This window comes from Barnesiella sp. WM24, from assembly GCF_004570975.1.
Taxonomy (GTDB): domain Bacteria; phylum Bacteroidota; class Bacteroidia; order Bacteroidales; family Muribaculaceae; genus Muribaculum.
Window position 1 is genome coordinate 144,771 of the sequence record NZ_SPPC01000006.1, and the last position, 23,437, is coordinate 168,207.

Consider the following 23,437-nt stretch of genomic DNA (forward strand, 5'->3'; position numbering starts at 1 on the left):
TGTATAATCATGACCATATTATGCGCTTTCGGCTCATATGCCGCCGCGGCTGTTGATGCCGACGGCGTGCCTGTGCCCCGCAGTGTGGTCAGGAAGCCTGTCAACGGACGTTATCATTTTGTGACAGAGCAGGGCGACACGGCTTTGATGGTCGTGCTTAACGAGGTCACGGTGTTTCCTCCGATGAAGTTCAAGAATAAAAAGCAGGAGGAGTTTTACTGGCGCACCGTGCGTGATGTAAAGCGCACTTTGCCTTATGCAAAGCTGATAGCCGAGACTCTCCTTGAGACCTATGAATACATGGAGACGCTTCCTACCCAAAAAGAGAGGGAGGCCCACCTGACTCAGATGGAGAAAGAAATTTTTGCCCAGTATAAGCCACATCTGAAGAAGTTTACAAAGTCACAGGGAAAGATGCTCGTCAAGCTTATCAACCGGGAGACCAATCAAAGCAGCTATTCGATTCTGAAAGCGTTTCTCGGCACTTTCCGTGCCGGATTCTGGCAGACATTCGGAAAATTCTTCGGGGTTAGCCTGAAGACGAGCTATAATCCTGATAAAAATGAAGATGACGCGATTGTAGAGAGAGTGTGTATACTTGTTGAGCAGGGTCAGCTGTAAATCGATTGATTTACAGCCTATTGATGCTTGCATGGCGGCTCCTTGTAATGGCGCCGGAAATTTAATGGGAAAATATTTTTCAAAAAAAGAGTCAAAAAATTTGCAAGAATGAAATTTAGCATATAACTTTGCACTCGCAAAACGGCAGAGGCGGTTTTGATAAAATAGAAAAAATTTGGTGCGTTAGTTCAGTTGGTTAGAATACATGCCTGTCACGCATGGGGTCACGGGTTCGAGTCCCGTACGCACCGCTGAGGAGAGAGGAGAAGGAGAATTTGTAACACTTTCGGGTTTACATTTTCTCCTTCTTTTTTGTCTTGTGTACAAGATTTCGTAACTTTGTGGTAAATAGGCTTATGCCTGTATGCGCCCGGGAGGCGCGATAAATATCTTGAACGACAGAAATGAGTGAAAATATAAAACGTACTGTACTTGACTATAATGACATAGTAGGGATGTTGCCACAGCTTGAAGGTCATGAGAAACTGGTGAACAATGTGATTCACTGGATTGCGCTTGACAAGGTTAATGCCGTGCATGACAAGTATTGCGACAATCCCGGACCTGAATTTACGCGTAACCTGCTGAAAGATTTTGACATCACCCTGCGCGTCGACGGCAAGGAGGTGCTGGAGCATCTTCCCGAAGGGGCGTTCATCACTGTGAGCAATCATCCTTTCGGTGCGCTCGACGGCATATCGTTGATTTCGCTTATAGGCTCCATTCGTCCTGAGTTCAAGGTCATGGTCAACATGGTCTTGAACCATATCTCGGCGATGCGCCCCAACTTTATCGCTGTTGACGCCCTTGCATCTGACGACCCGGCAAAGAAAGCCGTGTCCATGAAGGGTATAAAGGAGGCTATAATGCAGGTGCGCCGAGGTAATCCTATCGGATTTTTCCCGGCTGGAGCTGTAAGCAAGATAAACGGTAAGCTACGTATCGAGGACCGCGAGTGGCAGCCCTCTATCATACGCCTTATACAGCAGCTCAACGTGCCCGTCATACCGATTTATTTTCACGGACATAACAGTCTTTGGTTCAATATACTCGGACTCATTGACTGGCGTCTGCGCACATTGCGCCTCCCTGCCGAGGTGTGGCGCAAGTGTCACAGCGAGATTCATGTCTCGGTAGGTGATGTAATATCGCCAGACGAGCTGAAGCAATATCCCGACGTGGCTGGGCTGGGCGATTTTCTGAAGAATAAAACCTATCAATTGCGTAATCGCCGATGAATGTGATGGATCTCTCTACTGAAGTGCGCGAGGCAAAATCGCGCTTCGGAATCGTTGGCAACGCCCCGGCACTTGTAGCCGCCGTCCAGCGCGCCCTGCGTGTGGCTCCGATTGACCTGTCGGTGCTTATTACGGGCGAGAGCGGTGCGGGAAAAGAGTTTTTTCCGCAGATAATACATGCCTACGGTTCGCGAAAACATTCAAAGTATATCGCCGTCAATTGCGGTGCGATACCCGAGGGCACTATCGACTCCGAACTTTTCGGTCACGAGAAAGGTGCTTTCACCGGAGCCATCGCTACCCGAAAGGGATATTTCGAGGAGGCCGACGGCGGCACTATCTTCCTTGATGAGGTGGCGGAGCTTCCGCTCACAACCCAGGCGAGGCTGCTGCGAGTGCTGGAGAGCGGAGAATTTATAAAGGTGGGCTCGTCAACCGTCCAGAAGACCAACATACGTGTCGTGGCTGCCACAAATGTCGACATGATGAAGGCTATACAGGCAGGCAAATTCCGGGAAGACCTATATTACCGCCTGTCGACGGTGCATATAACCGTGCCGCCGCTGCGTGACAGAGGCGATGACATATGGCTGCTTGCCCGCAAGTTTGCATCTGATTTTTCAGAGCGTTACCATACACCTGCCGTGGCTTTTGATGAAAATGTGGCGATGATGCTGAGCCATTATCCGTGGCCGGGCAATGTGCGTCAGCTTAAAAATGTGGTCGAGCAGATAGCCCTGTTTGAAGCCGGCAATTCAATCACTCCTGAAAAACTGCGGTCCTATCTTCCCGAGGTGACGACTTCGTTCACCCCCGCCGTGTCGGTCGACGGAAGCCATTCCTATGCATCGGAGAGGGAACTGCTGTTCAATATGCTTTTCCGCATGCGCAATGAGATTGACACCCTCCGCGCTACAATCGAGACAATGGAGAGCGGAGTTCCGCGCGACATAAGACCCCTTGACGAGCCGGAGCCCGTCGAGGAGCCTCCCCACTCGCTTGTGCGTTATTCACCGATGCCACGTCTATACCCCGACAGCCACGCCGCTCATGACATAATTACCGAGAGCCCCGACTCGGGCATGACTCTTGAGGACACCGAGCGCGAGACCATACGCCGGGCACTGGAGCGTAACGAAGGCCGTCGCAAGGCTACCGCCGTGGAGCTTAATATCTCGGAGCGCACGTTATATCGTAAAATCAAAGAGTTCGGACTTGAATAGCCCCATTTAAATGAAACGTATAGCCAATTATCTTCGCCATTGCCCCGGACTATGGGTGCTTGCAATCACAGTGGCAATGATTGTGCAGAGTTGTACAATCAGTTATAAATTCAATGGAACGGCGATAGACTATAATGTCTATAAGACAATCCGCGTGTCGCAGTTCCCGATACGTGCGGCGCTTGTCTACCCGCCGTTGCAGCAGACATTTGAAAACGCCCTGCTCGACTACATCACGCGAAACACCCGTCTACAGACCACCGACGGCTCCAGCGACCTTGAGATGGAAGGCGAGATCACCGGCTACACCCTCTCGCCTCAGGCTGTCACCGAAAACGCGCTTGCCTCAAAGACGCGTCTTACCATCACTGTCAGGGTGAAATATACTGACAACAAAAATGACAAGAATGATATAGACCAGTCATTTTCAGCCTATCAGGACTTTGACAGCTCCGAAATGCTTACCGATGTCCAGGACCAGCTCTGCGAGGAAATCACCGAGCAGCTTGTCGACCTTATTTTTAACGCTACTCTCGGTAACTGGTAATATTATATGGAAGGGCTTGCCGACACTCTGAAAAAACTTATCGCCGACACGGCGATGGTGCCCGACGACCGGTGGGTCGACGAGATGTACAGCCGCTACCCCTACTTCACGTTGCCCGCGATGCTGAGGCTTGAGCGTGACGCCGGACTTTCCGACGATCGCAGGCGCGAGCTTACACGCCGTGTCGCGCTCAACAGTGCCGACGCCGAGGCTTTATATCGTCTTATGGAGCCGATGGCTGCTGACTTTGATGACATATATCCACAGCGTGACGCTGTCGCAACTCCTACCACCGATGCCGCGATAGACACGTTTATCGACACATACGGCTCCTCGGGCTCCAACGAGGAGGAGATACTCGAGCGATTGATATTCAATCCTGTAGCCGATTATGCCCAGATTCTCGCCGACGAGGAAGAAAGAAGCTTCCCTGACAGCGAAGAGGCTGTCGGCGACTCGCAGGACAGCCTGATAAACGCTTTCATCCTGAAAAGCCGTGACAACAACGGGCATTTCCCTGCGGTAGAGGGTGAAAAGGATGAAGTGACAGAGGAAGCTCCCGCCGTGCCGGAGCCTATAAAGCCTCCTGTCGTTCAGGATGACTCGCTTTTAAGTGAAAGTCTGGCAAAAATTTATATAAAACAGCACCGATATGACAAGGCTTTTGAAATAATAAGCGGTTTAAGTTTGAAATATCCGGAAAAAAGTATTTACTTTGCAGACCAATTGCGTTTCTTACAGAAACTTATCATAAATCAGAAATATATAAAACAAAAATAATACAAAAAAACAATGTACATAGTAATTATTATCCTTACGGTCATTGCTTCACTTCTTATGATAGGCATCGTGCTTATCCAGAAATCCAAAGGAGGCGGACTATCTTCTCAGTTTGGCGGTGCAAACCAGGTGATGGGTGTACGCCGCACCAATGATTTTATTGAAAAAGTTACCTGGTGGCTTGCTGCTGCAATCGGTGTGCTTGCCGTGCTTGGTGTGTTCTTCATGCCCCGCAACATTATCCAGAGCTCATCACGTGTGGCTCCCCAGGCTACAGAGCAGACTCAGCCCGCCGACTTCAATACCGACGTCGAGACTCCGGCTGCCGCTCCTGTTCTTCCCGCTCCCGCTCCGGAGGCTGCTGCAGAATAATCCTTTTTGATATTCCGACTATAACAGATTATAACCGTGAATAAGGTGTTTTTCCTTTTTCACGGTTTTTTTCTCGGTCTAATTTATGGCGGTTTTTGTAAATAATGTGACACAATGATTGTCAAATCAAAATAAATGCTTACATTTGCTATGTAAAATTGGTAAATTTGAATACATTTTATAGAATATGGAAAAAATAGACAACCTTGATCGCAAAATACTCGAAATCGTAATGCGAAATGCACGTATTCCGTCAAAGGATGTCGCTATGGAGTGTGGTGTCTCACGCGCCGCCATCCACCAGCGTCTGCAACGGATGATTGACCTCAAGGTGATTACCGGGTCGGGCTATCATGTCAATCCCAAGATATTAGGCTATCGCACATGTACCTATATCGGGGTCAATCTTGAGCGCGGCGCGATGTACCGTGACGTGGTGCCTGAGCTGGAAAAGATTCCCGAAGTGGTGGAGTGTCACTTCACGACCGGTCCATATACAATGTTGATAAAATTGTATGCGCGTGACAACGAGCACCTTATGGAGCTGCTTAACGACAAGATTCAGATGATTCACGGCGTTAACGGCACTGAGACTCTCATCTCGCTTGACAGCAGCATAGACCGCGAGATTCCGATTAATTACGAATAACTCCCGGCAATAAGATACTATGAGTGCCGCAGCCTGAGTCAAAGGTGGCGGCACTTTCTGTGTCTATATCGGTCTATGTGACGAAAATGTTTTGATATTGGGAAAATTTAGCTATTTTTGTGTGATAAGTAATTGATAATTTGCGATGCGACTTGTTATACAACGTGTGACCCGTGCATCAGTCAGCATTGCCGGCTCTGTTCATTCTTCGATTGATGCCGGGATGATGGTGCTTGTAGGAGTGGAGACCGGTGATACTCCCGCCGATGTCGAGTGGCTTGCCGGAAAAGTGGCGGCGCTGCGTATATTTAACGACGAGGCGGGTGTCATGAACCGCTCGATTATTGATGCCGGCGGCGACCTGCTTGCCGTCAGTCAGTTCACTCTCACGGCGTCGACCCGCAAGGGCAACCGCCCGAGCTACATACGCGCGGCTCGCCCGGAAGAGGCTGTTCCGCTCTACGAGCTGTTTTGCTCCATGATGGAGGAGCGTCTCGGCAAGGAGGTGAAGCGGGGAGTCTTCGGCGCTGACATGCAGGTCGAGCTTATTAACGACGGGCCGGTGACGATAATCATCGACTCCCGTCTTAAAGAGTAGATGATTATGAATAATGACGATATTACACTGCGTGAGGCGCAGGCTGTTGTCGACAGGTGGATTACCACGGTCGGTGTGCGTTACTTCTCCCCGCTCACCAATATGGCTGTGCTTGCCGAGGAGGTAGGCGAGGTGGCGAGAGTGATGGCGCGGCGTTATGGCGACCAGTCGTTCAAGCCGGGCGAGGAGGACACTCTTGCCGATGAACTCGCCGATGTGATGTGGGTCGTGCTTGCCATAGCCAATCAGAGCGGCGTCGACCTTACGGAGGCGTTGGCGCGTAATATCGAGAAGAAGACATTGCGTGACCGTGACCGTCATAAAAACAATCATAAATTAAGCGACTAACCATAAATTCAATAATTAAAACCGATTTTTACAATGAGCGACAAATATCATGACACCGTAGCCGCCTCTAAGGTCATCACTGACGACGAGGCTGTGAAAAAAGCCGTTGACGAGATTCTTGAGAAGCATCTTGATGAAAACATGAATGTCGAGGTCTATAAGTCAATATTCAACTGCATTGACCTCACTACGCTTTCTACTACCGACTCGCCTCAGTCGGTGGCTGACTTCACCGAGCGTGTCAACGCCTTTGACAATGAATATCCCGCGCTGAAAAATGTTGCGGCGATATGTGTTTATCCTAATTTTGCCCAGGTAGTAAGGACTGTGCTTGATGTCACTGACGTGAAAGTGGCGTGTGTGTCGGGTGCTTTCCCCTCCTCTCAGTCATTTCTGGAGGTGAAGGTTGCGGAGACCGCGCTCGCAGTGGCGTCGGGTGCCGACGAGATTGACATTGTGCTTAATGTAGGCAATTATCTTGACGGTGACTGGGAAGAGGTGTGTGACGAAATCAGCGAGCAGAAACATGCCTGCCGCGACGCTCACCTGAAGGTGATTCTTGAGACCGGAGCGTTGAAGAGCGCTGAGAATATACGCAACGCCTCGGTGCTTGCCATGTATTCGGGTGCCGATTTCATCAAGACTTCGACCGGAAAGGTATATGACGGCGCTTCGCTTGAGGCTGCTTACGTGATGGCTCAGGCAATAAAGGAATATCACGAGACCACCGGCAACAAGGTTGGCTTCAAGGCTGCGGGTGGAGTGTCGACCACAGTTGACGCCGTGAAGTATTACACGGTGATAAAGGAGGTGCTTGGAGAAGAGTGGCTCGACAACGGTCTGTTCCGTATAGGCGCGAGCCGTCTTGCCAATAATCTGCTCGGCGACATTCTTGGAGAACCGGTGAAATATTTCTGATGATGACATATTACGCGATAATCAACAATGTAAAGGTAGGTCCGCACACTCCCGGGGAACTTCTCAACCTCGGGATGGTGCGCGACACCCTTGTGTGGCGCGAAGGGATGGCGGAGTGGATGCCGGCGTGGCGTCTGCCTGAGCTCGACGGGTGTTTCTATAAGGTGGCTCCCGGAGCGGGCTACGGTCAGCCTTCGGAGTTGCCGCCATGTCCGCCCTCTTATCTTGCATGGTCACTTGTGGCTACATTGCTCTGTTGCCAGATACCCGGGCTTGTGGCTATAGTCTATTCGGTGTGTGTCGAAAACCGTTATTCCCGCGGCGACTTTGAAGGCGCCAAGCGTGCGTCGCAGACAGCGCTGATATGGATATGGGTCAGTGTCGCTCTCGCGCTTATATCCATTCCGTGTGTTATCGCGCTCCAGTTGTTGCCCGCATTCCTTGCTTGATGGCGGTGAAGATTGACCGTAGGCTTTTAATTGTGGCAGGGGTCGCGCTCCTGCTTGCCGCGATATGTGTCTACTTCTACTTTGACCCGTCGGGCAACCGGTTTTTCCCGCGCTGCCCGTTTCTTGCCGCCACCGGCTATCTGTGTCCCGGCTGCGGCTCTCAGCGTGCCATACACGCTCTTCTTCATGGCGACATCGCTTCGGCGTGGCATTACAACTGCATGCTGCTGCTGTTTGCCCCGCTTATAGTGCTGCTGCTCTATTCGGAGTGTGTCCGCACATCCTGTCCGCGCTACTACTCGCGTATAAATTCCGCACCCGTCATATGGGGGTGCTTCATCGTGCTGACTCTGTGGTGGATTCTTAGAAATATATTCTGACGCGGCGTCGTTAATATTCGCTGAAGAACTGGGGCTTGATGCAGATGCCTACCCTCAGCTGCGACTTGAAGGTCTTGTAGTCGAGCAGTCCTTCACCGTAGCCGTTGTAATACTGCATGAAGAGATACTGGTTTTCATTATTGAACAGCTTGTAGCTCAGTTCAAGCACAGTGTTGAAATTAAATGGATTCCATCCCTTGCGTTTGGTGAGTATGATTGAGCCGCCGAAGCGTTTGGAAGGAGTCATGTAGGTGATGCCAAACTGGTAAAGTCCGTAATAGTCAAGCAGGTCACGGTTGTTTTCACCGTCCACGATAGGAATCCATATTTTTCCATGTACCATCATGGTGGGGTCGATGAGTATGTTGCCGGCAAATGAAATCCTGTTCCATGAGCGGCTGTCTTCCTCCGCCTTGCCGTTGCTCTCATGCTCAAGGATGAGCGACACTTTACCGATGAAGCGGTCTTTTACAAAGAGGGGCTTGGTAAGTCCTATTCCGGGATTGAAATTCAGGTCGGTCATGGGAAACGACTTGCGCAGCACGTCCCAGAAGCACTTCTGGGTATAGAATAGATACAGGTAGCTGCCAAAGGGAAGGGTGCGCTTCGTGAGCCGCTGGCTTATGGATATCTGAAATTTTACGTTGGTGTTGTATTTTGTCGGCTTCATGCCGATTGCCGGACCAAAAATAAAGTAATTGTCCTTATAAAGGCCGAAATAGGGCGCGTCGTCAAATGCTTTTTTCACGCTGTCGACATCCAGAACCTGGTCGCGCTCCGGACTGACAATCTGAGCCCGCGCCTGTGTCAGCGACGATATAAACACGGCGAGCAATACAATTATATACCGGCAGTTAAGCATCGTTTTTTTCTTGTTATGTGATGAATGTCCAAAGTTAGCTTATTTGGCAGTCACTTTATAGAGCCAAAAGGCTATTTTTGTAGTCTGTTTTTCCAGGCTCTGATATTTGACTTGCTAATTTCCACCAGCTTGTCGGGATTCAGACATGAAACAATGTATCTCCTGCCATTGTTCATGGTAATAATTACTGTGCGGTACATCGACCCAATATAGCCGGTGAAAGTGCCGGTGAGCTTGTTGTAAAACAATCCGGTATAGCCCAGAAATCCGCCGCTGCCGATGATGCGTATGTTGGGGGCGCTCTGCAGGTCGCAAAGCGCTATATCTTTAATGTCGCTGTAGGGAAACCGTTTTTTGCCGATAAGCTTAAACATGACAATCCCCGTGGAGGTGATGCGAAGCTTCACCGGCGCCATGAATGAGGTGGCGAGCAGCAACACCCCGACGGCGCCAGCTATGATCCAGCGGGTGACACCGGAGAGAAACATAAACGACAGGACTATGACGGCGGCGAGCAACGCGGCGATAAACACCGTGCGCCACCATACTTTATCGTCCCAGTTTACCTTGAAATCCATAATGTCACGAATATAGCCACTTTATTCCGTTCCACCAAATAGCACAGGGCTATTAATTGAAAAAATTGCTAACTTTGTGGAAATTACTTTAGGATGAAATCAAGATTGATCATAGCGATGATTGTCGCTGCGGTATTTGCTGCGTGTGGCGACGACACTCAGTTTCGTGTCACAGGCGAGGTGCAGGGTCTCGGAACCCGCACAATCAATATGTTGTATGTCGCCGACGGGACTGTGCATCAGGAAGGGCAGCCGGCTATCGACGGAAAATTTGACCTTCACGGGGTGTCGGGTGAATATACCGTCGCTGAGCTGTTTACGGCACAGCATGTGCTTATCGCGCGCCTTATAGTCAAAAACGGTCAGACAATAGACTGCAAGCTCGACCTTGACAATCCTTACGTAATCGAAATGAAAGGCAACAAGCCGGTGGAGCAGTGGAGCCGCTGGATAAGGGAAAATGCCGGAGTGATAGAGGTGGGTAATCCTCGTCAGGTCAACACTCTGGTCGCCGACTATGTGGTAGGTCACCGTGATGACATATTGTCATCGGCACTGATGCTCACGACTTATTACGCGCCCGACAATGAGTCGCAGGCCGATTCGCTTTTTGCCCTTATATCGCCCAAGGCGCGCCCCGACAAGCTCGTGGACGACTACCGCCTGCTGCTCTCCTACAACAATTCAGCCCATCTGAACGCCAAGATACGCCCGTTTTCCATCTATTCCTACGGCGACTCTACTGAGCATTACGCTCCGGGCAAGTCAAGCTACACGCTTTTCTACTTTGCCTGTCAGGAACATCGCCGCGACACAATCGTAAAGGCTATCGAAGGGATATATGACGATTATCCGCGACGACGCCTGAAAGTGCTTGACGTGTCATTTGCCCCCGACACTCTCGCGTGGAAGCGCGAGCGTCCCGACTCATTGAAGTGGACTCGCGTCTGGACTCCTGCCGGAGTGGCGTCGGCGTCATTTGACCATCTCAACATACCGCGTCTGCCTTACTACATCGTGTCTGACTCCACCGGCGCCCAGATTTACCGCGGCTCCTCAGTGAAGGCTGCGCTTGACAGCCTGCATCGCCGCCTTGACAAATAAGCGGCAGGAAGGCTCGTCTCGGCCTCCCTGCCTTAGCGGTGTATTTCTCCGGAGAGTGATACCTGCAAGTAATTTCAGATTCTTATTTTCTTTACCTTGTCACATGCATTTACAATATAATAGCCGGAAGATACAGAGATTCTTATGACTTCATTTCCTATTGAGCCAGTGGCAATTGTTGTCCCGTCAAGTGAATATATGGTAAATCTTCCTTCTTTGCCGCTTATCACTATCTCGCCTCCTTCGACCGAGACTGTCACGCTGTCTTTGTCATAGACTTCAGCTATTGCGGCAGGACTGTATTCGGTCTCGATAAAGTTGAAGAATATGTCCCATCCCGGCGAATTTCTGTATAGTTCAAGCGATCCTTTTGGCACATAGACCGGAATACTGTTGATTACTCCGTCGTTGACATTATAATTGGGTGTCCCAAACGGACCGAGTCCGTTTGTGGCAATTTCACAGACCGGGGGTACCGCTCCGATACAGCGTATTGATTTGAGTCCCGACCAGTTGTCGCAACTTAGCATTCCGAGGGATAAAAGAGTGGAAGGAAATGTAACCTCCCTGATTCCGGTCGCTCCATAAAAGGCTCGGTCGCCGATTTCAGTCAGTCCTTCAGGTAGTTTTAGGCTGCCACCGAGCGGACAGAGTGAAAACGCCATATTGCCGATGGTCTTTAATGACGACGGCATGTTTACGTCAATAAGACTCAAGCCTTCTTCTGCAAAATCATCGGGAATTGATGTAAGCCCGTCAGGAAGAGATAGTGTGCGCAGATTGCGGTTTAGAGCAAAGTGGGCGGTTCCGTCAAGGGTCAGGCATGATGACGGAAGCACTGCTTCTTCAAGATGTGATCCGTAAAAGGCACTGTCACCAATCTTTTCCAGTCCTTCCGGAAAGTTAATCTTCGTGATGTGGCTGCCGAAAAATGTAGCTTCGCCTATAGACCTTATTGTCGAGGGTAATGTCACTTCTGACAACGAACGGCAATTCATGAAGCAGCGCCGAGGTATCTCGGTGAGTCCTTCTGGCAATACGAGCGGCGAGGTTCTCAGATTTTTACAGTCGCTGAAACTGATTTCACCAAGTTTCTTCAGCGTTGAGGGCAGGTTTATTTCACAAAGATTGGTTGCATACATGAATGCACCTTTGCCTATTTCTGTAATGCCTTCGCCAAGCATTATGTTGCGCAGCGCTATCACATGGATTACACCGTTGCTGAAGTCGGTCTGTTCATTTGAGTTGAAAAATGCATAATCAGGTACAATACCGTCGACAACCTTTGCCTTTTCAAGATTCAGAGCCGATAGCCTGCCGTTGAACGACGCGCTCCACATCGCTTTGAAGTCAGCGGCATTGATTGTTCCCGTCACTACAAGCGAGTCAATATCATTGGCACGCTCGCCCATAAGTTCTGCCAGTTTGCCCGGTTCGGTTACATTTATCTCGATAAAATCCTTGTCAGAACCTTTTGCTGCATTTGTTGCAATAAAAGAAATCATTGAGGCAACTATTAGTAAATATTTTTTCATAACTTATTACTTTAAGTATTCTACAATTCAACTGAGAAATTGCTGCAATAAATTATCGCAAATATGGTGCGATAAACTAATATTTAATATTTATGTTGGATAAAATCATTAGTGTATTAGTGCAGACAATAAATTCAGTCAGTAAATTATCATTGATTGAATTTTATGGTGTCTATGATTTCTCCGTTCACTGAATAATTTATCACGTATAAGCCTGATGGCAAATTATATGTGTCAATCTTTACAGAAAGGATGCCCTTTTGTAATTCCACTTTGTTCTTTATTAATCCATCAAATAAGGAAGTGATGGTTAAAGCACTATTTTCAAGACTTTCATTATTTAATTTAATCTCTATGGTATTGTTTGATAGCTTGTTAATTGACTTTATTCCAAATTCTGAAGCAATTGAGACACTTCCAATTCCCATTTCTTCTTCTTGATTAAGTGCGGTAACAGAAATCAGTCCCGAGCTTGCAGTCGGCATTATAATTAAATTTTGTTCTCTTCCAAGGTCATTACCTTGTTCATCCGTCCAAAGATAAGTAGAATAAGTATCATCTGTTACAGATAATCTGATTGAACCACCTGATACCGGATTGTAGTCAATGGGAATTGGATTTGAGATAGTAAGTGGAGGTTCAATGATAAATGTTTCGCCGCCTACTATATTACCTTCGTCATCTCGTTGTATAAGATCAAATGTATAATTGCCACGATATGTGGATGACATTTTGAATTTAAATCTTAATGAGACTTTATCAAACTCACCTTTTGCTAATGCAACATTGTCTATCTTGTTTTTGGGGTTGACTATTTTTAGTTTATGCATACCATTTGTCTGTGTATTATCATACATGATGCCAGTAGAAGTTTTACCTCCACTCACCCAGGCATTATAAATTTTAGGAGTCATTTCCATCTCAATTTCTGCGTGATTAAACATTTTGATGTCCGTCGTTCTTCGTGGAACTAATTCCAAAGAATATTTTTTTGATTCATTTGAAATATTACGTATGAACACGCTTTGAGAGTTCAGAATGGTAGATGTTGTTACGATTGTAACATTTTTTTGAGCCTGATCATTACTTTCTTTTACATAGAAATAAGGTTTACCATCCACATATCCATCATCATAAGGAATATCCATAATCTTGCCTAAAAGGCAGAAATGCAGGTTTTCGTTAGGGTGGTTTTCGAGCATTGCAGGAAGAGCCCATTTTATTTTGACAATAGTTGAATCTCCTGCTTCAATAGGGGGGATGTTTATCGGTTCGAGCGCGCCACCTGTCACTTCTGTTTCATTATATAATTCACGACCTTTCCATGTGGCTGGTCTTATTGCAGTAGATGCTTCTGCCCAATACATGTGTATCCAATTTTTATTGCTCGATTTTTCTTTTCCGCGATTATAGATTTTAACATAAATATATGCCATCTGATGTGTAGGCGTATATTCCGGATTTTGATGTTCTATAATGCCGTCATCATGATTTCTACACCATATTGAAGGACTTATCCAGAATTTTTCAGTAGTCATGTTTGGTGTTTTACCTGTGTCATCCCAATTATCTTTGATGTATAAGTCATAGGATGGTACAAATCTATTAAAAGCAAGATCTTCGCCAACAGATACTGGTTTTGATGCATACTGTGGAGTTTCGTCCTGACTGTCATTTCTTACAGCATAATCAAATGCTTCTTCCATTGTGATAAACTTGTTGCCATCAATGTCTGCGATGATGGGGCGGTTAGTGTGAGTTGCGCCATTTATCGCACAGGTCCAGTGGTATACAAATTCATCATATGGTATGTCGCGGCATCCATAAGATGATTCATTGCCTTTTGATGCTGTAGAAACCACACATCCTATTTTCTCAAGGTCATCAATAAAACCGCCTGAGTAACATTGTCCTAATACAACATTGACATTAACATATCTATCTGTGAACGGGCGTAGCATCTGAGCAAGTTCTGTGTCCTGTAATTTTTCGAAATTCCATAAACAGATATATGAACTCATATTATTATCATTTGTGCCACCATGGTCAATAACATAGATAAACAGATGATCATTTTTATCTATTTTATTAGACAATGTATTAAGTACCGTCTTTATATTGTTTTTAGTGGCAGCATATTGAATTTCATTATTCCCATCAAAATCAAGGTCGAGTGATTGTGATGTAAATTTGTAGGTTGATAGTGAAAGCATATCTTCCTCAGGATTGTCTCCATCTGACATTAATGGATATATATTGCTCTTTGGTATACCATATTTTTTTGTCAAAGTCTGATATATAAATGAACAGTCATTCCAGTAGCGGTCATAGTTGAGGTTTCTTGACACTCCTCCACTTATTATTAAAGCATAAGTTCTTTGTGCCATGGGATTAGTAGCAGGAGTGTTTTCTATATGAGATAGTCGTGGTATAGAATTTGCATTATCTCCATATTTGTTCCGATTTGCAGCTGGAATTAGCTTTGCTCCTTCTGGTGGCATTCTGTATCGCTTCTTTAATAATGGTCGTTGCTCTTGTTGTGATAGTTTGCTTGGCACATATACGATATAGCAATCATGTTCCCATCCTTTTAGTGGTTCCGCGTCAACAAATACTTTGACGTAATCGACATTTGAGTAGTCTTCATCAATGAAGTAATAGTCGGCGTCAATATCAGTAAATTCTTTTTGAGCCATCTGAATGGCCCTTGTTCTTAAAAACGCTGCTGTTAATTGTGCAGAAGCATACTCTGACATGGCAAAGTATACAAGAATTAATAGTAAAAATTTTTTCATATAGTTTGGTCTTTAATTATTAAAGTTATATTTTATATAATTTCGCATTCTCCGTAAAATATGTCACCATTATCGCTTGTACAAGTGATAATATAGTTGCCCGAAGGAAGAAATTGATACATGACAGGATTGTCCTGAGAAACCTCTCCCGTATATATATAATGCGTTGTTATCTCTGTTATAGTTACAGATAGTACTTCAATATCATAGTTAAAAGTAAAGAGGCATTCTCTTGAATTATTGAAATAAATGAATTCCAAGTACTGATTACTTGGCATACGAGGATAGAATTTACCTAGGTTATGTTTTACTATTTTTGTCCTTTGCGGTTCCGGCGTTTTGTTTTGAGCGAAAATATGCACATTTGTAAACAAAATCAGACAGAAGAATGTGATGATTAATTTGATCTTTTTCATAAATTCCAATTTGTCACAAATTTATGATTAAAGACTAAAAAACAACGAAAAATCTGCTAAGATTCATTTGTTTTTTGATGCAAATGGTCGTGTCGTAATTTATTGATTATTAGCGCTTTATTTAGGGTTGGTGTAAATTCTATTTGTTGTTTGTGCGTTGGTAATGTGTTGGCTATCAGCGTGTTGTGGTCTTATATTTGTAACGAGGTATATAGTTAAATGTGCTTATTTCGATAATTTGCTGATAAATAGGTCTTTATGTTTGGAGTCGGATTTCTTTATTTTTGTTTTAAGGCGTGCTTTCCTATTATACACAGCTTCAAGCTTTTCTTGATTCAGAAATATAGCAATGGCGGTAGTGGAAAATCCAAGAGCAGAGTATATGAATAGTCTATAATCTGCATCTTTTAAATCAGGAAAGTCTGTTCTTAAAAGAGCTACAATATTGTGGCAATTTTTGTTCAAAGAATTTTCTAAATCTGATATTCGCTCTTCTGTCATTAAATCATCTATTAGCCGTTCTACTTCATCTGAAATTTTTTTACGGAGATTCTTTGTTGCTTTACCCTCATAATACGATGCGAATAAAGAATCAAACATTTCAAAGCGCGATGTTAAAAGTTTAGAAATTTCATCTTGTGCGTTGATGTATTGTGCCTGTTTTAAATCAAGAAGTTCTCTTAGATTGTGTGCGATATCCACATTTTTTTCAATTACTTGATTTTTGTGCTTTATAATTCGGATAATCATTAAAATTACAAATATGACTGCTGCAGCTGCCGATATTGCTATTATAAGATTAAACATTCTGATATTTTTGATTTTTAGATTGTTAATCATAGCTTCATATTCATAGTAGCTTGATAGTTCCATGCCAAATCCCTGATTCAGAGAATTTACCAAGGCACTGTCATTTTGTAGCATCAGCATGTCTGAAAGAGATAACGCGTTTTTATAGTCAAGTTTGACTTTATAAAGCTCAGATTGAAAGGTGACTAAGTTAGGATATTGAATGTCAATAGAGTCAATTTTAAGCTTCATGGCTTTTTCTATTTCTCCTTTTTTGAGATATGCTATACCAAGCGAACCTAATAAGTCGGGATTATCATCAATCATCATAAGCTCGTTGTAGCTGTTTATTGATTCGTCAAGCATATCGAGGAAGTAGTAACAGTCTGCACAGATTTTTTTTGCGGACTTATATATGATAGGGTCATTGTATTTCTTGGCTGAGTCTGTTGCAGCTATTGCCAAAAGCAATGCATCATTATATTGATCACAGTTGTAGTGGGCGCGAGCAAGCTCTAACAAAGCATGCATTGAAAAAGGAGAATGTTTGTCTGATTTATTAAAAAAATCATAGGTTAGTTTTGCGTAGTGAAGGGCGTCATTGCTATAAAAAAACTTGTCATAAATCAGATATATCTGGGCTGCGTTTCTGCCACACCAGAAGTTGTCATTGAGTTGCCGGGCGCATTGCAGGCTCTTGCTATGAGCGAGCAAGCTCCGGGTAAAAGCTTCCTTATTATACAATATGCGCGCATGATAGTAGTAGCTTAGCATAAGCCGGTGCAGGTCGTCGCTTTTTTCATAAAAATCTACGGCAATTGATATGAGGGAATCGTCGGTGACATCGATATAATTTTTGTCAAGAGCCTGAGAATAGAGCAGGGCGTAACGGGCATTGCTCTCGCAGTCGGTAGGAGATTCGATTGAGTCAAGCAGAGCGAGGGCTACCTCTGGATGTTCTTCCATCATGCTTTCGGCGCTGTCAAGCTCAGCCGTGGTGTTACCATGGCTGCAAGAGACGGCAAGAAGCGATATAGAAATAATTAATATGATAAAATGACCGGCATTCATTTTTTTCTTTGAATATGTACAAAATTATATAATAAATGTGACATAAGATAATTTGTCCGAAAAAAAACTTATAGGAACGTAAGCAAAGGTGTTGGTGGTACAGCGACGGGCTCTAATCTTTTTACAGCGGCAAAGTGTTGTTAAGATAAAAAAGATTTATGCTGCACACATTGTCAGTAAAAACGAGACATTTCTTTCATGTCGTCTCCAATGTCCGCCCTATCGTGTGGATAGGGCTTTATGTGGCCCTAACGCCGGTGTTTGCACTTATCTATATGTGGCTTCCCGACAGCCAGTTTCGCATTCCCGACGGAGCGGGCACGGATTTCGGCTCATGGCTCTATTACAGCATAGTCACGATAACGACGCTCGGATTTGGCGACTACACTCCCGCCCACGGATGGGCACAGGCGGTGACTGCCGTCGAGGTGATGTGCGGGTTGATATCGCTTGGCTTTTTTCTGAATGCCGTGGGGTCGATGAAGTCGGAGATTGACGTGGAGTCGGAGATCGAGAGGCAGCGTGCGGTCCATTACGCGTCAGAGCGTGAGAAGCTGCTGAAGATAATGCCCTCGGTGCTTCACAATCTCAACATGTTTCTCGCCTATTGCTATGCGGTCACCACCCCTGTCACGAAGCGAAAGGACACGGAGGCCCGCTACGACCCCGACTTCGCATTTCGCGACATGACCGACCTTTTCAAGCCCTCCGGACTGCCATTTGACCGCAGCCGCCGTCCCGCCGTGGAGAGACTGCTGAAATCGGCGTCACACACGAGCCTTGTGCTTGACTCGCTTCAGGCAAGGGTGGACCTGACGCTCTGGCAGGACATCGTGGACGACTGCTTTGCATTTGTGGCAAACTGTCAGATGTTTTCATCGACCGACACCCTTTCAGAGAAGCCGCAGGTCGAGGCGGAGCTTTCCCGCGCTATAGCCGCGACCCCGGGGGAGCCCGAGTTCAAGGCCGACGATGAGCTGTATCCGGTGGCAGAGCTGTATTATTTCATAAAAGACAGCGCGTCGCTCGCCATGAAGCTGGAGACGGCGCTCACCGCCGTGGCTACGTCGCCTCGATAGCTGCCTGCTCTAAAGCAGTGGCAGGCTGATGAAAAGATGTTGCCTATATCAGAAATTTTATATATCTTTGCCGCCCACATTCATAACTTTACCACTATGACAAAAAGCAAAGTGTACACTTGTACCGGTGACACGGGCGCCACTTCACTTGTTGGCGGCATGCGTGTAAAGAAAACCGACATACGCATCGAGGCTTACGGTTCAGTCGATGAGTTGAATGCCAATATCGGTGTACTTGTTGCAATCCCCAACCTGCAGCCGGAGTATGTCGACCTGTTGCGTCGCGTACAGAACAAACTATTCAATATCGGCGCCTATCTCGCCACCCCCAATCCCGACAATGCCATCACGCAGTGTCCCGGACTTAACCATGACGTGATCGAGCGCATCGAGCGTTGCATCGACGAGATGGACGTGCAGCTGCCGCCTCTCACCAATTTCGTGTTGCCCGGCGGAACCCACCGCTCTGCTGTGGCACACGTGTGCCGCACAATGTGCCGCCGCTGCGAACGCCGCATCGTGGCACTCGCCGACACCACCTACGTCGACCCTAATGTGCTCAAGTTTGTCAACCGCCTCAGTGACTTCCTCTTCGTGTTTGCACGATTTAACAATGTCGCTAATCAATTTGATGAAATATTTTGGGATAAAAATTGTTAGTTAATACAACGACATAAGACAAAACGTAAAATTAAATCTATCCTGAATATGTATTGGACACTTGAACTCGCATCAAAACTCGAAGACGCTCCCTGGCCCGCAACCAAAGAGGAGCTTATCGACTACGCCATGCGCTCCGGCGCCCCCCTCGAGGTAATCGAAAACCTCCAGGAAATGGAAGACGAAGGCGAAACCTACGAATGTATAGAAGACATCTGGCCCGACTACCCCTCCAAAGAAGACTTCTTCTTCAACGAGGAGGAATACTAAGCCCACACAAAAGGATTAACCCAAAGAATACCAAAGAGTTGAGCTTCGCACCAAGCGACAGCCCAACTCTTTTTTCTTGCATTTTACCCCCTTTTACAGCATAATAAACTAACGTAAAATTAGCGCACCGACAAAAAAGGAATATAAACAATCGGGATAAACTGTCGTATAACTGTTGTAAATTCGCTTAAAATAAAAGAAACGGAACATACAACATGGGTAAAGCAGCAAGACCATTCCCGACCGGACATTTCCGGTTGTACAAGACCAGACAAACCAAGAATGACCGCCCTCTGGTGATCCAGATTGAATATGCTGTCAAATCAGTGGCAGTCAGACGCTCTACCGGAATCTCTGTCAAAGAAAAGGACTGGAATCCTAACGAGAACAAGGGACGTGGCGGTGTCAGGGCAAGCTACGGACCTGACTATCGCAATATCAACAGTAGGCTTACAAAAAGCGTCAGTGAGCTTGACTCCAAAATAGCGGCTTGGTGTGAGAAGCACCCCGACCGTTTGACAGTGGAGATCATGAGGGCTCTTCTTGACGACCACCCGACAACACGTGAAGACAAAGGTATTGATTTTGTGAGTTATGTGTCAGACCTCCTTAAAAACGAGCTGGACCGAAATAAAATCGGTCAGAGTGTATATCGCAATGGCTTGAGTGCCATGAAAATATTCCGGGAGTTCCTTAAATCGGAAAAACGCGGTACGTATGCACCTGACAGCATTTATATCTCTGAGATTTCCACGGAGCTCATAGAGTCACACATAAAGTGGAGACGCGAGATCAAGGACAACAGTGACGATACTATAAACCATGCCCTGACCCCTATACTCAAAGGCTGTCAACAGGCAATGGTAATGGGATACATTCCGGTGGCTCTCAATGCCGCCATACAGAAGATGAGAATCATAAAGACCGTATCACTCCAGAAGAATGATGAGTCAAGCGTGAAGCATCTTTCCAAAAAGGAACTGGAGTGTCTTATAAAGTTTTACATTGAAGATAAGGAAGCGAGACGGAAGGAATATATCGAGATGTTCCTGTTTGCCCTATATGCCTGTGGTTTGCGTGTCATTGACATCATCACCCTGCAATGGTCTGACATAGACTTCGACAAACGGACTCTTAACAAGATACAGGTCAAGACGAAAAACAGGAATGTTATACCCCTAAGCGACCAGGCTATGGGAATACTTGAACAGTGGAAAGGTCGATACAATCGTTTTGTTTTCGGATTGCTTGACGATGACTTTAACCTTGATGACACAGATGCTCTGTACCGTGTGAGGAACACAAAGACACGTGGTATCAATCAAGCTCTCAATGTGATTGGTGAAAAACTGGGACTGTCATTCAGTCTCACATTTCATGTCGGACGCCACACCTTTGCTGTCCTGAGCCTTAATAACGGTATGGACATGACGATGGTGAGCCAGCTTCTCGGTCATTCCTCTACTGAAATAACCGAGAAAGTCTACGCTCACTTTATGCCGGCAAGACTGCGTGAAGAGCTGAGCAAGATTAAGTTGCCATCCCTTTAGTCGGGATGCCGTTGTCCTTGCAGTGCTTGTATAAGGACGACTGTGACACCTTGATGCCCTATGCCCGTGCTGTCTGTAGGTTAAGTCTTACCGAGACAGCCGGGTTATACCACTCCGATATGTTGCAATGTCCCGGATTGACAGGTATATTGTTGAACTTGCAATAGCGTCGGAGTGTAGACAGACTGACGGTAAGCCCTCTGTCGCGCGCTTCCTTCAGGTTTGAGGTAACAGATTTCCCAGGTTTATACCACGCCTGTATGGATTCGTAATTCTGATACATAAGAGCCTTCCGGGAATATGATCGTCTTGACACACCGTGTTCACGACAGTATCCGGGAGAAGTAGTGACCTTCCCTGCGTCAAGCGACTTGAACTCCATCGCATCGAACTCGGTATAATTCATGACATCATAAGCCTTGCGGGCTATAAGTTCATCAGACAACACACCGTCGGAATTGTCATAGTAGAAATACACCCTGTGAACCAGATTGAAAAATAGATCCATGAATGTTACTCCGGGATTTATCTTGCGTATGATGCATCCGTCGGTAAACAATCGGTTACGACGTTTCTCCCCGTCACGGAAACGGTTGACCGTACATTCCCCTCGCCTGTTACGATAACGTACAAACAGTGAAAGATGATTTTCGGGTATGACACAATAGCCGGCTTCGTTATATGACAGCTTTGACCACCTTAAAAGCTTGTGTTCCTTCCCATAAATCTATAGGAATTCCTGTCTGCTCTCTGCAAGGACCTTCAAAGGGACACTGATGCTTTCAAGCTGTTTTTTCCAATCCGGGTCATTAGATTTATATTGTTTTTGATTTGATTTTGATGAATTAATATTATTAGGTTGATAGATTGCTGAAGAGTGTCTGGGTTTATAAACGTTTGGCACTACAGGAAGAAGTGAATGTTGATATGTGACAATCTGTTCCTGTTCAGTTGCATCGACAGGAAGGTCGGTGATTGACGAGTATATCCGGTTGGAGCGGAATACCTTTGCTTCATATGTAGTTCCGTTCATGAGCTGTGTGATGACTTTACCGCAATGGTCTTTAGTCTTGTCAAGATTGGTCATCCTGCATATTTTCTCATACAGTTCACCGAAAGCACGGATATTAATACGCTCTTTGAAGACATATACCAGACGATAGCTGTAATTTCCGCCAGTACCATTTGAAAATGTCTCGTAAGCAAAGGTCGGTTTCAACTGGCATTGACGGTAGAATGTTTCAAGGTCTGTATCGGTGTCATCAACATCAATGCTGATGGTCTGCGTATAGAGAAATTTATTTTTCCTACGCAGGTTCCTATAGTAAATATGGCAATAGCTGTAACCCATTCTGACCATCGAAATGAAGCTACTAAGACTCATTTTGGTCTTATTCCATCGCATTTGCCGATAGTCGGTAGGAGTCGGTTTGGACTTGTAACATTTTTCAGTGACGGATACGTCAATCTTGAAATTGGGATTTGTGATCATATCTATAATGACTGATGGTTTTGTAAGTTATATATGAAAGAGTCCTCGAAGTCTAAATTACATATCCGGCTACCGGTGTTAGAACAGGAAACCGCGTCAATATAAAAACGTGTCAGAATAATCTTGTAAAGGTTATCCTGACACGCTCTTTTTCGCAGCGGTTCAATCTTTTAGGTTATTCTGATACAGTTAAAGGCATAACAGTCAAAACATATATGACAAATCTCTCAGCCCGGATGTGTCTCAGGCTGAGAGATTGAAAGATGCGATGGTTTCAGGTGTGGTTTATTGAATCTCAAACCTGACATGGCTGGGATGTCATATAGGTTTTGCAAGATTCTGTTCAATAAGGTCATAGTTTCCGGCATTTGCCTCGGTGTGGCGCGGGAAGGTGGCCGCGAGGCTCTCCCGGCCATACTTGCGGGCAAAGCGCATGGTGTGGAGCGAGCCGCTTTGAGCCGGACACTGGGCCAGTATCACAGCCTCTGAGAGTGCAGCCTGGAGGCGGTTGCGGGCCACCAGACGCGTGGGATTGGCCTTGACGCCTATTGGTTGTTCCGACAGCATCAGACCGCCGTTGCGCAATATTGAATCCTCCAAAACCTTGTTCTCACGCGGATGTGTGATGTCGAGTCCGTTTCCCACGATAGCTATCGTGCTACCCTTGACATCAAGACAGCCACGGTGGGCGGTAGCATCGCATCCGAGAGCGAGACCGCTCACCACGACATACCCTTTCCGGGCATAGTCCGCACCGAGCTGATAAGCTTTCGTGTTCCCCTCCTTGTCGGCTGAGCGTGCTCCTATTACAGCCACAGCTTTTTCGGCTTCCAGCAGCTTCAGGTTGCCTTTGCAATGTATCACTGCCGGACAGTCGGCACCGATGGCAAGCAGGCGCGCCGGAAACCGTGAATCCTGACAGGATATGCTGACGATACCCAGTTTTTCCTGTCGGTCAAGTATTGAATTGGCCTTGTCAAGATACCCGTCAAACTCCGGATTCTCTTCATATAGACGGTCAAACTCTGCAAGGTCGGTCTTTATTATTTGTGAGGTGGGCATGCCCGACATCTGCAATGCCATCACCTCGTCGATATTCAGTTTTTCCATATG

Annotated in this window: 26 protein-coding genes and 1 tRNA gene; 18 read left to right on the forward strand and 9 right to left on the reverse strand. The window is 46.1% G+C overall.

Features of this window, described 5'->3' with window-relative positions:
• Window positions 1–9 precede the first annotated feature (9 nt).
• From E4T81_RS07965 to E4T81_RS08025, 13 genes are all read left to right on the forward strand, one after another.
• Complete coding sequence (locus tag E4T81_RS07965) at window positions 10–621, forward strand: DUF4294 domain-containing protein (protein WP_245207037.1); 612 nt, start codon at window positions 10–12, stop codon at window positions 619–621.
• 177 nt (window positions 622–798) lie between these two features.
• Window positions 799–872, forward strand: a tRNA-Asp gene (locus E4T81_RS07970).
• Window positions 873–1,025: 153 nt separating this feature from the next.
• On the forward strand, window positions 1,026–1,859 hold the full coding sequence (locus tag E4T81_RS07975) for a lysophospholipid acyltransferase family protein (protein WP_135043173.1): 834 nt from the start codon (window positions 1,026–1,028) through the stop codon (window positions 1,857–1,859).
• Between the two features lie 5 nt (window positions 1,860–1,864).
• Window positions 1,865–3,082: a sigma-54-dependent Fis family transcriptional regulator gene (locus E4T81_RS07980; RefSeq protein WP_135043175.1), complete on the forward strand. Its 1,218-nt coding sequence runs from the start codon at window positions 1,865–1,867 to the stop codon at window positions 3,080–3,082.
• A 10-nt stretch (window positions 3,083–3,092) separates the two neighbouring features.
• A complete protein-coding gene (locus E4T81_RS07985; protein ID WP_135043177.1) occupies window positions 3,093–3,629 on the forward strand; it encodes an LptE family protein in 537 nt (178 codons plus the stop codon).
• Between the two features lie 6 nt (window positions 3,630–3,635).
• The gene (locus E4T81_RS15895; RefSeq protein ID WP_245207038.1) at window positions 3,636–4,409 is read left to right on the forward strand and encodes a hypothetical protein; all 774 of its coding nucleotides are present in this window, start codon (window positions 3,636–3,638) and stop codon (window positions 4,407–4,409) included.
• A 12-nt stretch (window positions 4,410–4,421) separates the two neighbouring features.
• Window positions 4,422–4,781 carry a preprotein translocase subunit SecG gene (gene secG / locus E4T81_RS07995; RefSeq protein WP_135043179.1) on the forward strand — a complete coding sequence of 120 codons (360 nt, stop codon included), beginning with the start codon at window positions 4,422–4,424 and terminating at the stop codon, window positions 4,779–4,781.
• Between the two features lie 187 nt (window positions 4,782–4,968).
• The gene (locus E4T81_RS08000; protein ID WP_135043181.1) at window positions 4,969–5,430 is read left to right on the forward strand and encodes an Lrp/AsnC ligand binding domain-containing protein; all 462 of its coding nucleotides are present in this window, start codon (window positions 4,969–4,971) and stop codon (window positions 5,428–5,430) included.
• Window positions 5,431–5,575: 145 nt separating this feature from the next.
• On the forward strand, window positions 5,576–6,028 hold the full coding sequence (gene dtd / locus E4T81_RS08005) for a D-aminoacyl-tRNA deacylase (RefSeq protein ID WP_135043183.1): 453 nt from the start codon (window positions 5,576–5,578) through the stop codon (window positions 6,026–6,028).
• Between the two features lie 21 nt (window positions 6,029–6,049).
• Entirely contained in the window at window positions 6,050–6,376 is a 327-nt protein-coding gene (locus E4T81_RS08010; protein WP_135043475.1) for a nucleotide pyrophosphohydrolase, read from the forward strand.
• Window positions 6,377–6,409: 33 nt separating this feature from the next.
• Window positions 6,410–7,294 (forward strand): deoxyribose-phosphate aldolase, encoded by an 885-nt coding sequence (deoC, locus tag E4T81_RS08015; RefSeq protein WP_135043184.1) that lies wholly within the window; start codon window positions 6,410–6,412, stop codon window positions 7,292–7,294.
• Complete coding sequence (locus E4T81_RS08020) at window positions 7,294–7,743, forward strand: CD225/dispanin family protein (protein ID WP_135043186.1); 450 nt, start codon at window positions 7,294–7,296, stop codon at window positions 7,741–7,743. The genes deoC and E4T81_RS08020 overlap by 1 nt, the downstream gene beginning before the upstream one ends.
• Window positions 7,743–8,123 carry a DUF2752 domain-containing protein gene (locus tag E4T81_RS08025; RefSeq protein WP_135043188.1) on the forward strand — a complete coding sequence of 127 codons (381 nt, stop codon included), beginning with the start codon at window positions 7,743–7,745 and terminating at the stop codon, window positions 8,121–8,123. Before E4T81_RS08020 ends, E4T81_RS08025 begins: the two co-directional genes overlap by 1 nt.
• Before the next feature lie 10 nt (window positions 8,124–8,133).
• Here the strand turns inward: E4T81_RS08025 and E4T81_RS08030 are convergent, their stop codons facing one another.
• Window positions 8,134–8,985, reverse strand: a complete 852-nt coding sequence (locus E4T81_RS08030; RefSeq protein ID WP_135043190.1) for a phospholipase A — start codon at window positions 8,983–8,985, stop codon at window positions 8,134–8,136.
• Window positions 8,986–9,056: 71 nt separating this feature from the next.
• Window positions 9,057–9,563: a PH domain-containing protein gene (locus tag E4T81_RS08035; protein WP_135043192.1), complete on the reverse strand. Its 507-nt coding sequence runs from the start codon at window positions 9,561–9,563 to the stop codon at window positions 9,057–9,059.
• A 93-nt stretch (window positions 9,564–9,656) separates the two neighbouring features.
• On the opposite strand from E4T81_RS08035, the gene E4T81_RS08040 reads away from it, so the two are divergent.
• Window positions 9,657–10,667 (forward strand): hypothetical protein, encoded by a 1,011-nt coding sequence (locus E4T81_RS08040; RefSeq protein WP_135043195.1) that lies wholly within the window; start codon window positions 9,657–9,659, stop codon window positions 10,665–10,667.
• 74 nt (window positions 10,668–10,741) lie between these two features.
• On the opposite strand, the gene E4T81_RS08045 is transcribed toward E4T81_RS08040, so the two are convergent.
• The 4 genes from E4T81_RS08045 to E4T81_RS08060 form a co-directional block, all read right to left on the reverse strand.
• Window positions 10,742–12,202: a leucine-rich repeat domain-containing protein gene (locus E4T81_RS08045; RefSeq protein WP_135043197.1), complete on the reverse strand. Its 1,461-nt coding sequence runs from the start codon at window positions 12,200–12,202 to the stop codon at window positions 10,742–10,744.
• Between the two features lie 149 nt (window positions 12,203–12,351).
• The gene (locus E4T81_RS08050; RefSeq protein ID WP_135043199.1) at window positions 12,352–14,997 is read right to left on the reverse strand and encodes a C13 family peptidase; all 2,646 of its coding nucleotides are present in this window, start codon (window positions 14,995–14,997) and stop codon (window positions 12,352–12,354) included.
• 32 nt (window positions 14,998–15,029) lie between these two features.
• Complete coding sequence (locus E4T81_RS08055; RefSeq protein WP_135043201.1) at window positions 15,030–15,413, reverse strand: hypothetical protein; 384 nt, start codon at window positions 15,411–15,413, stop codon at window positions 15,030–15,032.
• 225 nt (window positions 15,414–15,638) lie between these two features.
• Complete coding sequence (locus E4T81_RS08060; protein WP_135043203.1) at window positions 15,639–17,273, reverse strand: M48 family metallopeptidase; 1,635 nt, start codon at window positions 17,271–17,273, stop codon at window positions 15,639–15,641.
• Between the two features lie 158 nt (window positions 17,274–17,431).
• On the opposite strand from E4T81_RS08060, the gene E4T81_RS08065 reads away from it, so the two are divergent.
• The 4 genes from E4T81_RS08065 (at window position 17,432) to E4T81_RS08080 (ending at window position 20,832) form a co-directional block, all read left to right on the forward strand.
• On the forward strand, window positions 17,432–18,352 hold the full coding sequence (locus E4T81_RS08065) for a potassium channel family protein (protein WP_135043205.1): 921 nt from the start codon (window positions 17,432–17,434) through the stop codon (window positions 18,350–18,352).
• Window positions 18,353–18,448: 96 nt separating this feature from the next.
• Entirely contained in the window at window positions 18,449–19,012 is a 564-nt protein-coding gene (locus tag E4T81_RS08070; RefSeq protein ID WP_135043207.1) for a cob(I)yrinic acid a,c-diamide adenosyltransferase, read from the forward strand.
• A gap of 48 nt (window positions 19,013–19,060) precedes the next feature.
• Window positions 19,061–19,282 (forward strand): DUF2795 domain-containing protein, encoded by a 222-nt coding sequence (locus E4T81_RS08075; RefSeq protein ID WP_008863178.1) that lies wholly within the window; start codon window positions 19,061–19,063, stop codon window positions 19,280–19,282.
• Window positions 19,283–19,497: 215 nt separating this feature from the next.
• Window positions 19,498–20,832, forward strand: coding sequence for a site-specific integrase (locus tag E4T81_RS08080; protein ID WP_135043209.1), 1,335 nt, complete (start codon window positions 19,498–19,500; stop codon window positions 20,830–20,832).
• 58 nt (window positions 20,833–20,890) lie between these two features.
• Here the strand turns inward: E4T81_RS08080 and E4T81_RS08085 are convergent, their stop codons facing one another.
• The 3 genes from E4T81_RS08085 to E4T81_RS08095 all read right to left on the reverse strand — a co-directional run bounded on the left by E4T81_RS08085 (window position 20,891) and on the right by E4T81_RS08095 (window position 23,434).
• Entirely contained in the window at window positions 20,891–21,340 is a 450-nt protein-coding gene (locus tag E4T81_RS08085; RefSeq protein ID WP_135043211.1) for a hypothetical protein, read from the reverse strand.
• Window positions 21,341–21,559: 219 nt separating this feature from the next.
• On the reverse strand, window positions 21,560–22,324 hold the full coding sequence (locus E4T81_RS08090; RefSeq protein ID WP_135043213.1) for a hypothetical protein: 765 nt from the start codon (window positions 22,322–22,324) through the stop codon (window positions 21,560–21,562).
• 318 nt (window positions 22,325–22,642) lie between these two features.
• A complete protein-coding gene (locus E4T81_RS08095; protein WP_135043216.1) occupies window positions 22,643–23,434 on the reverse strand; it encodes a DNA-processing protein DprA in 792 nt (263 codons plus the stop codon).
• Window positions 23,435–23,437: the final 3 nt, after the last annotated feature.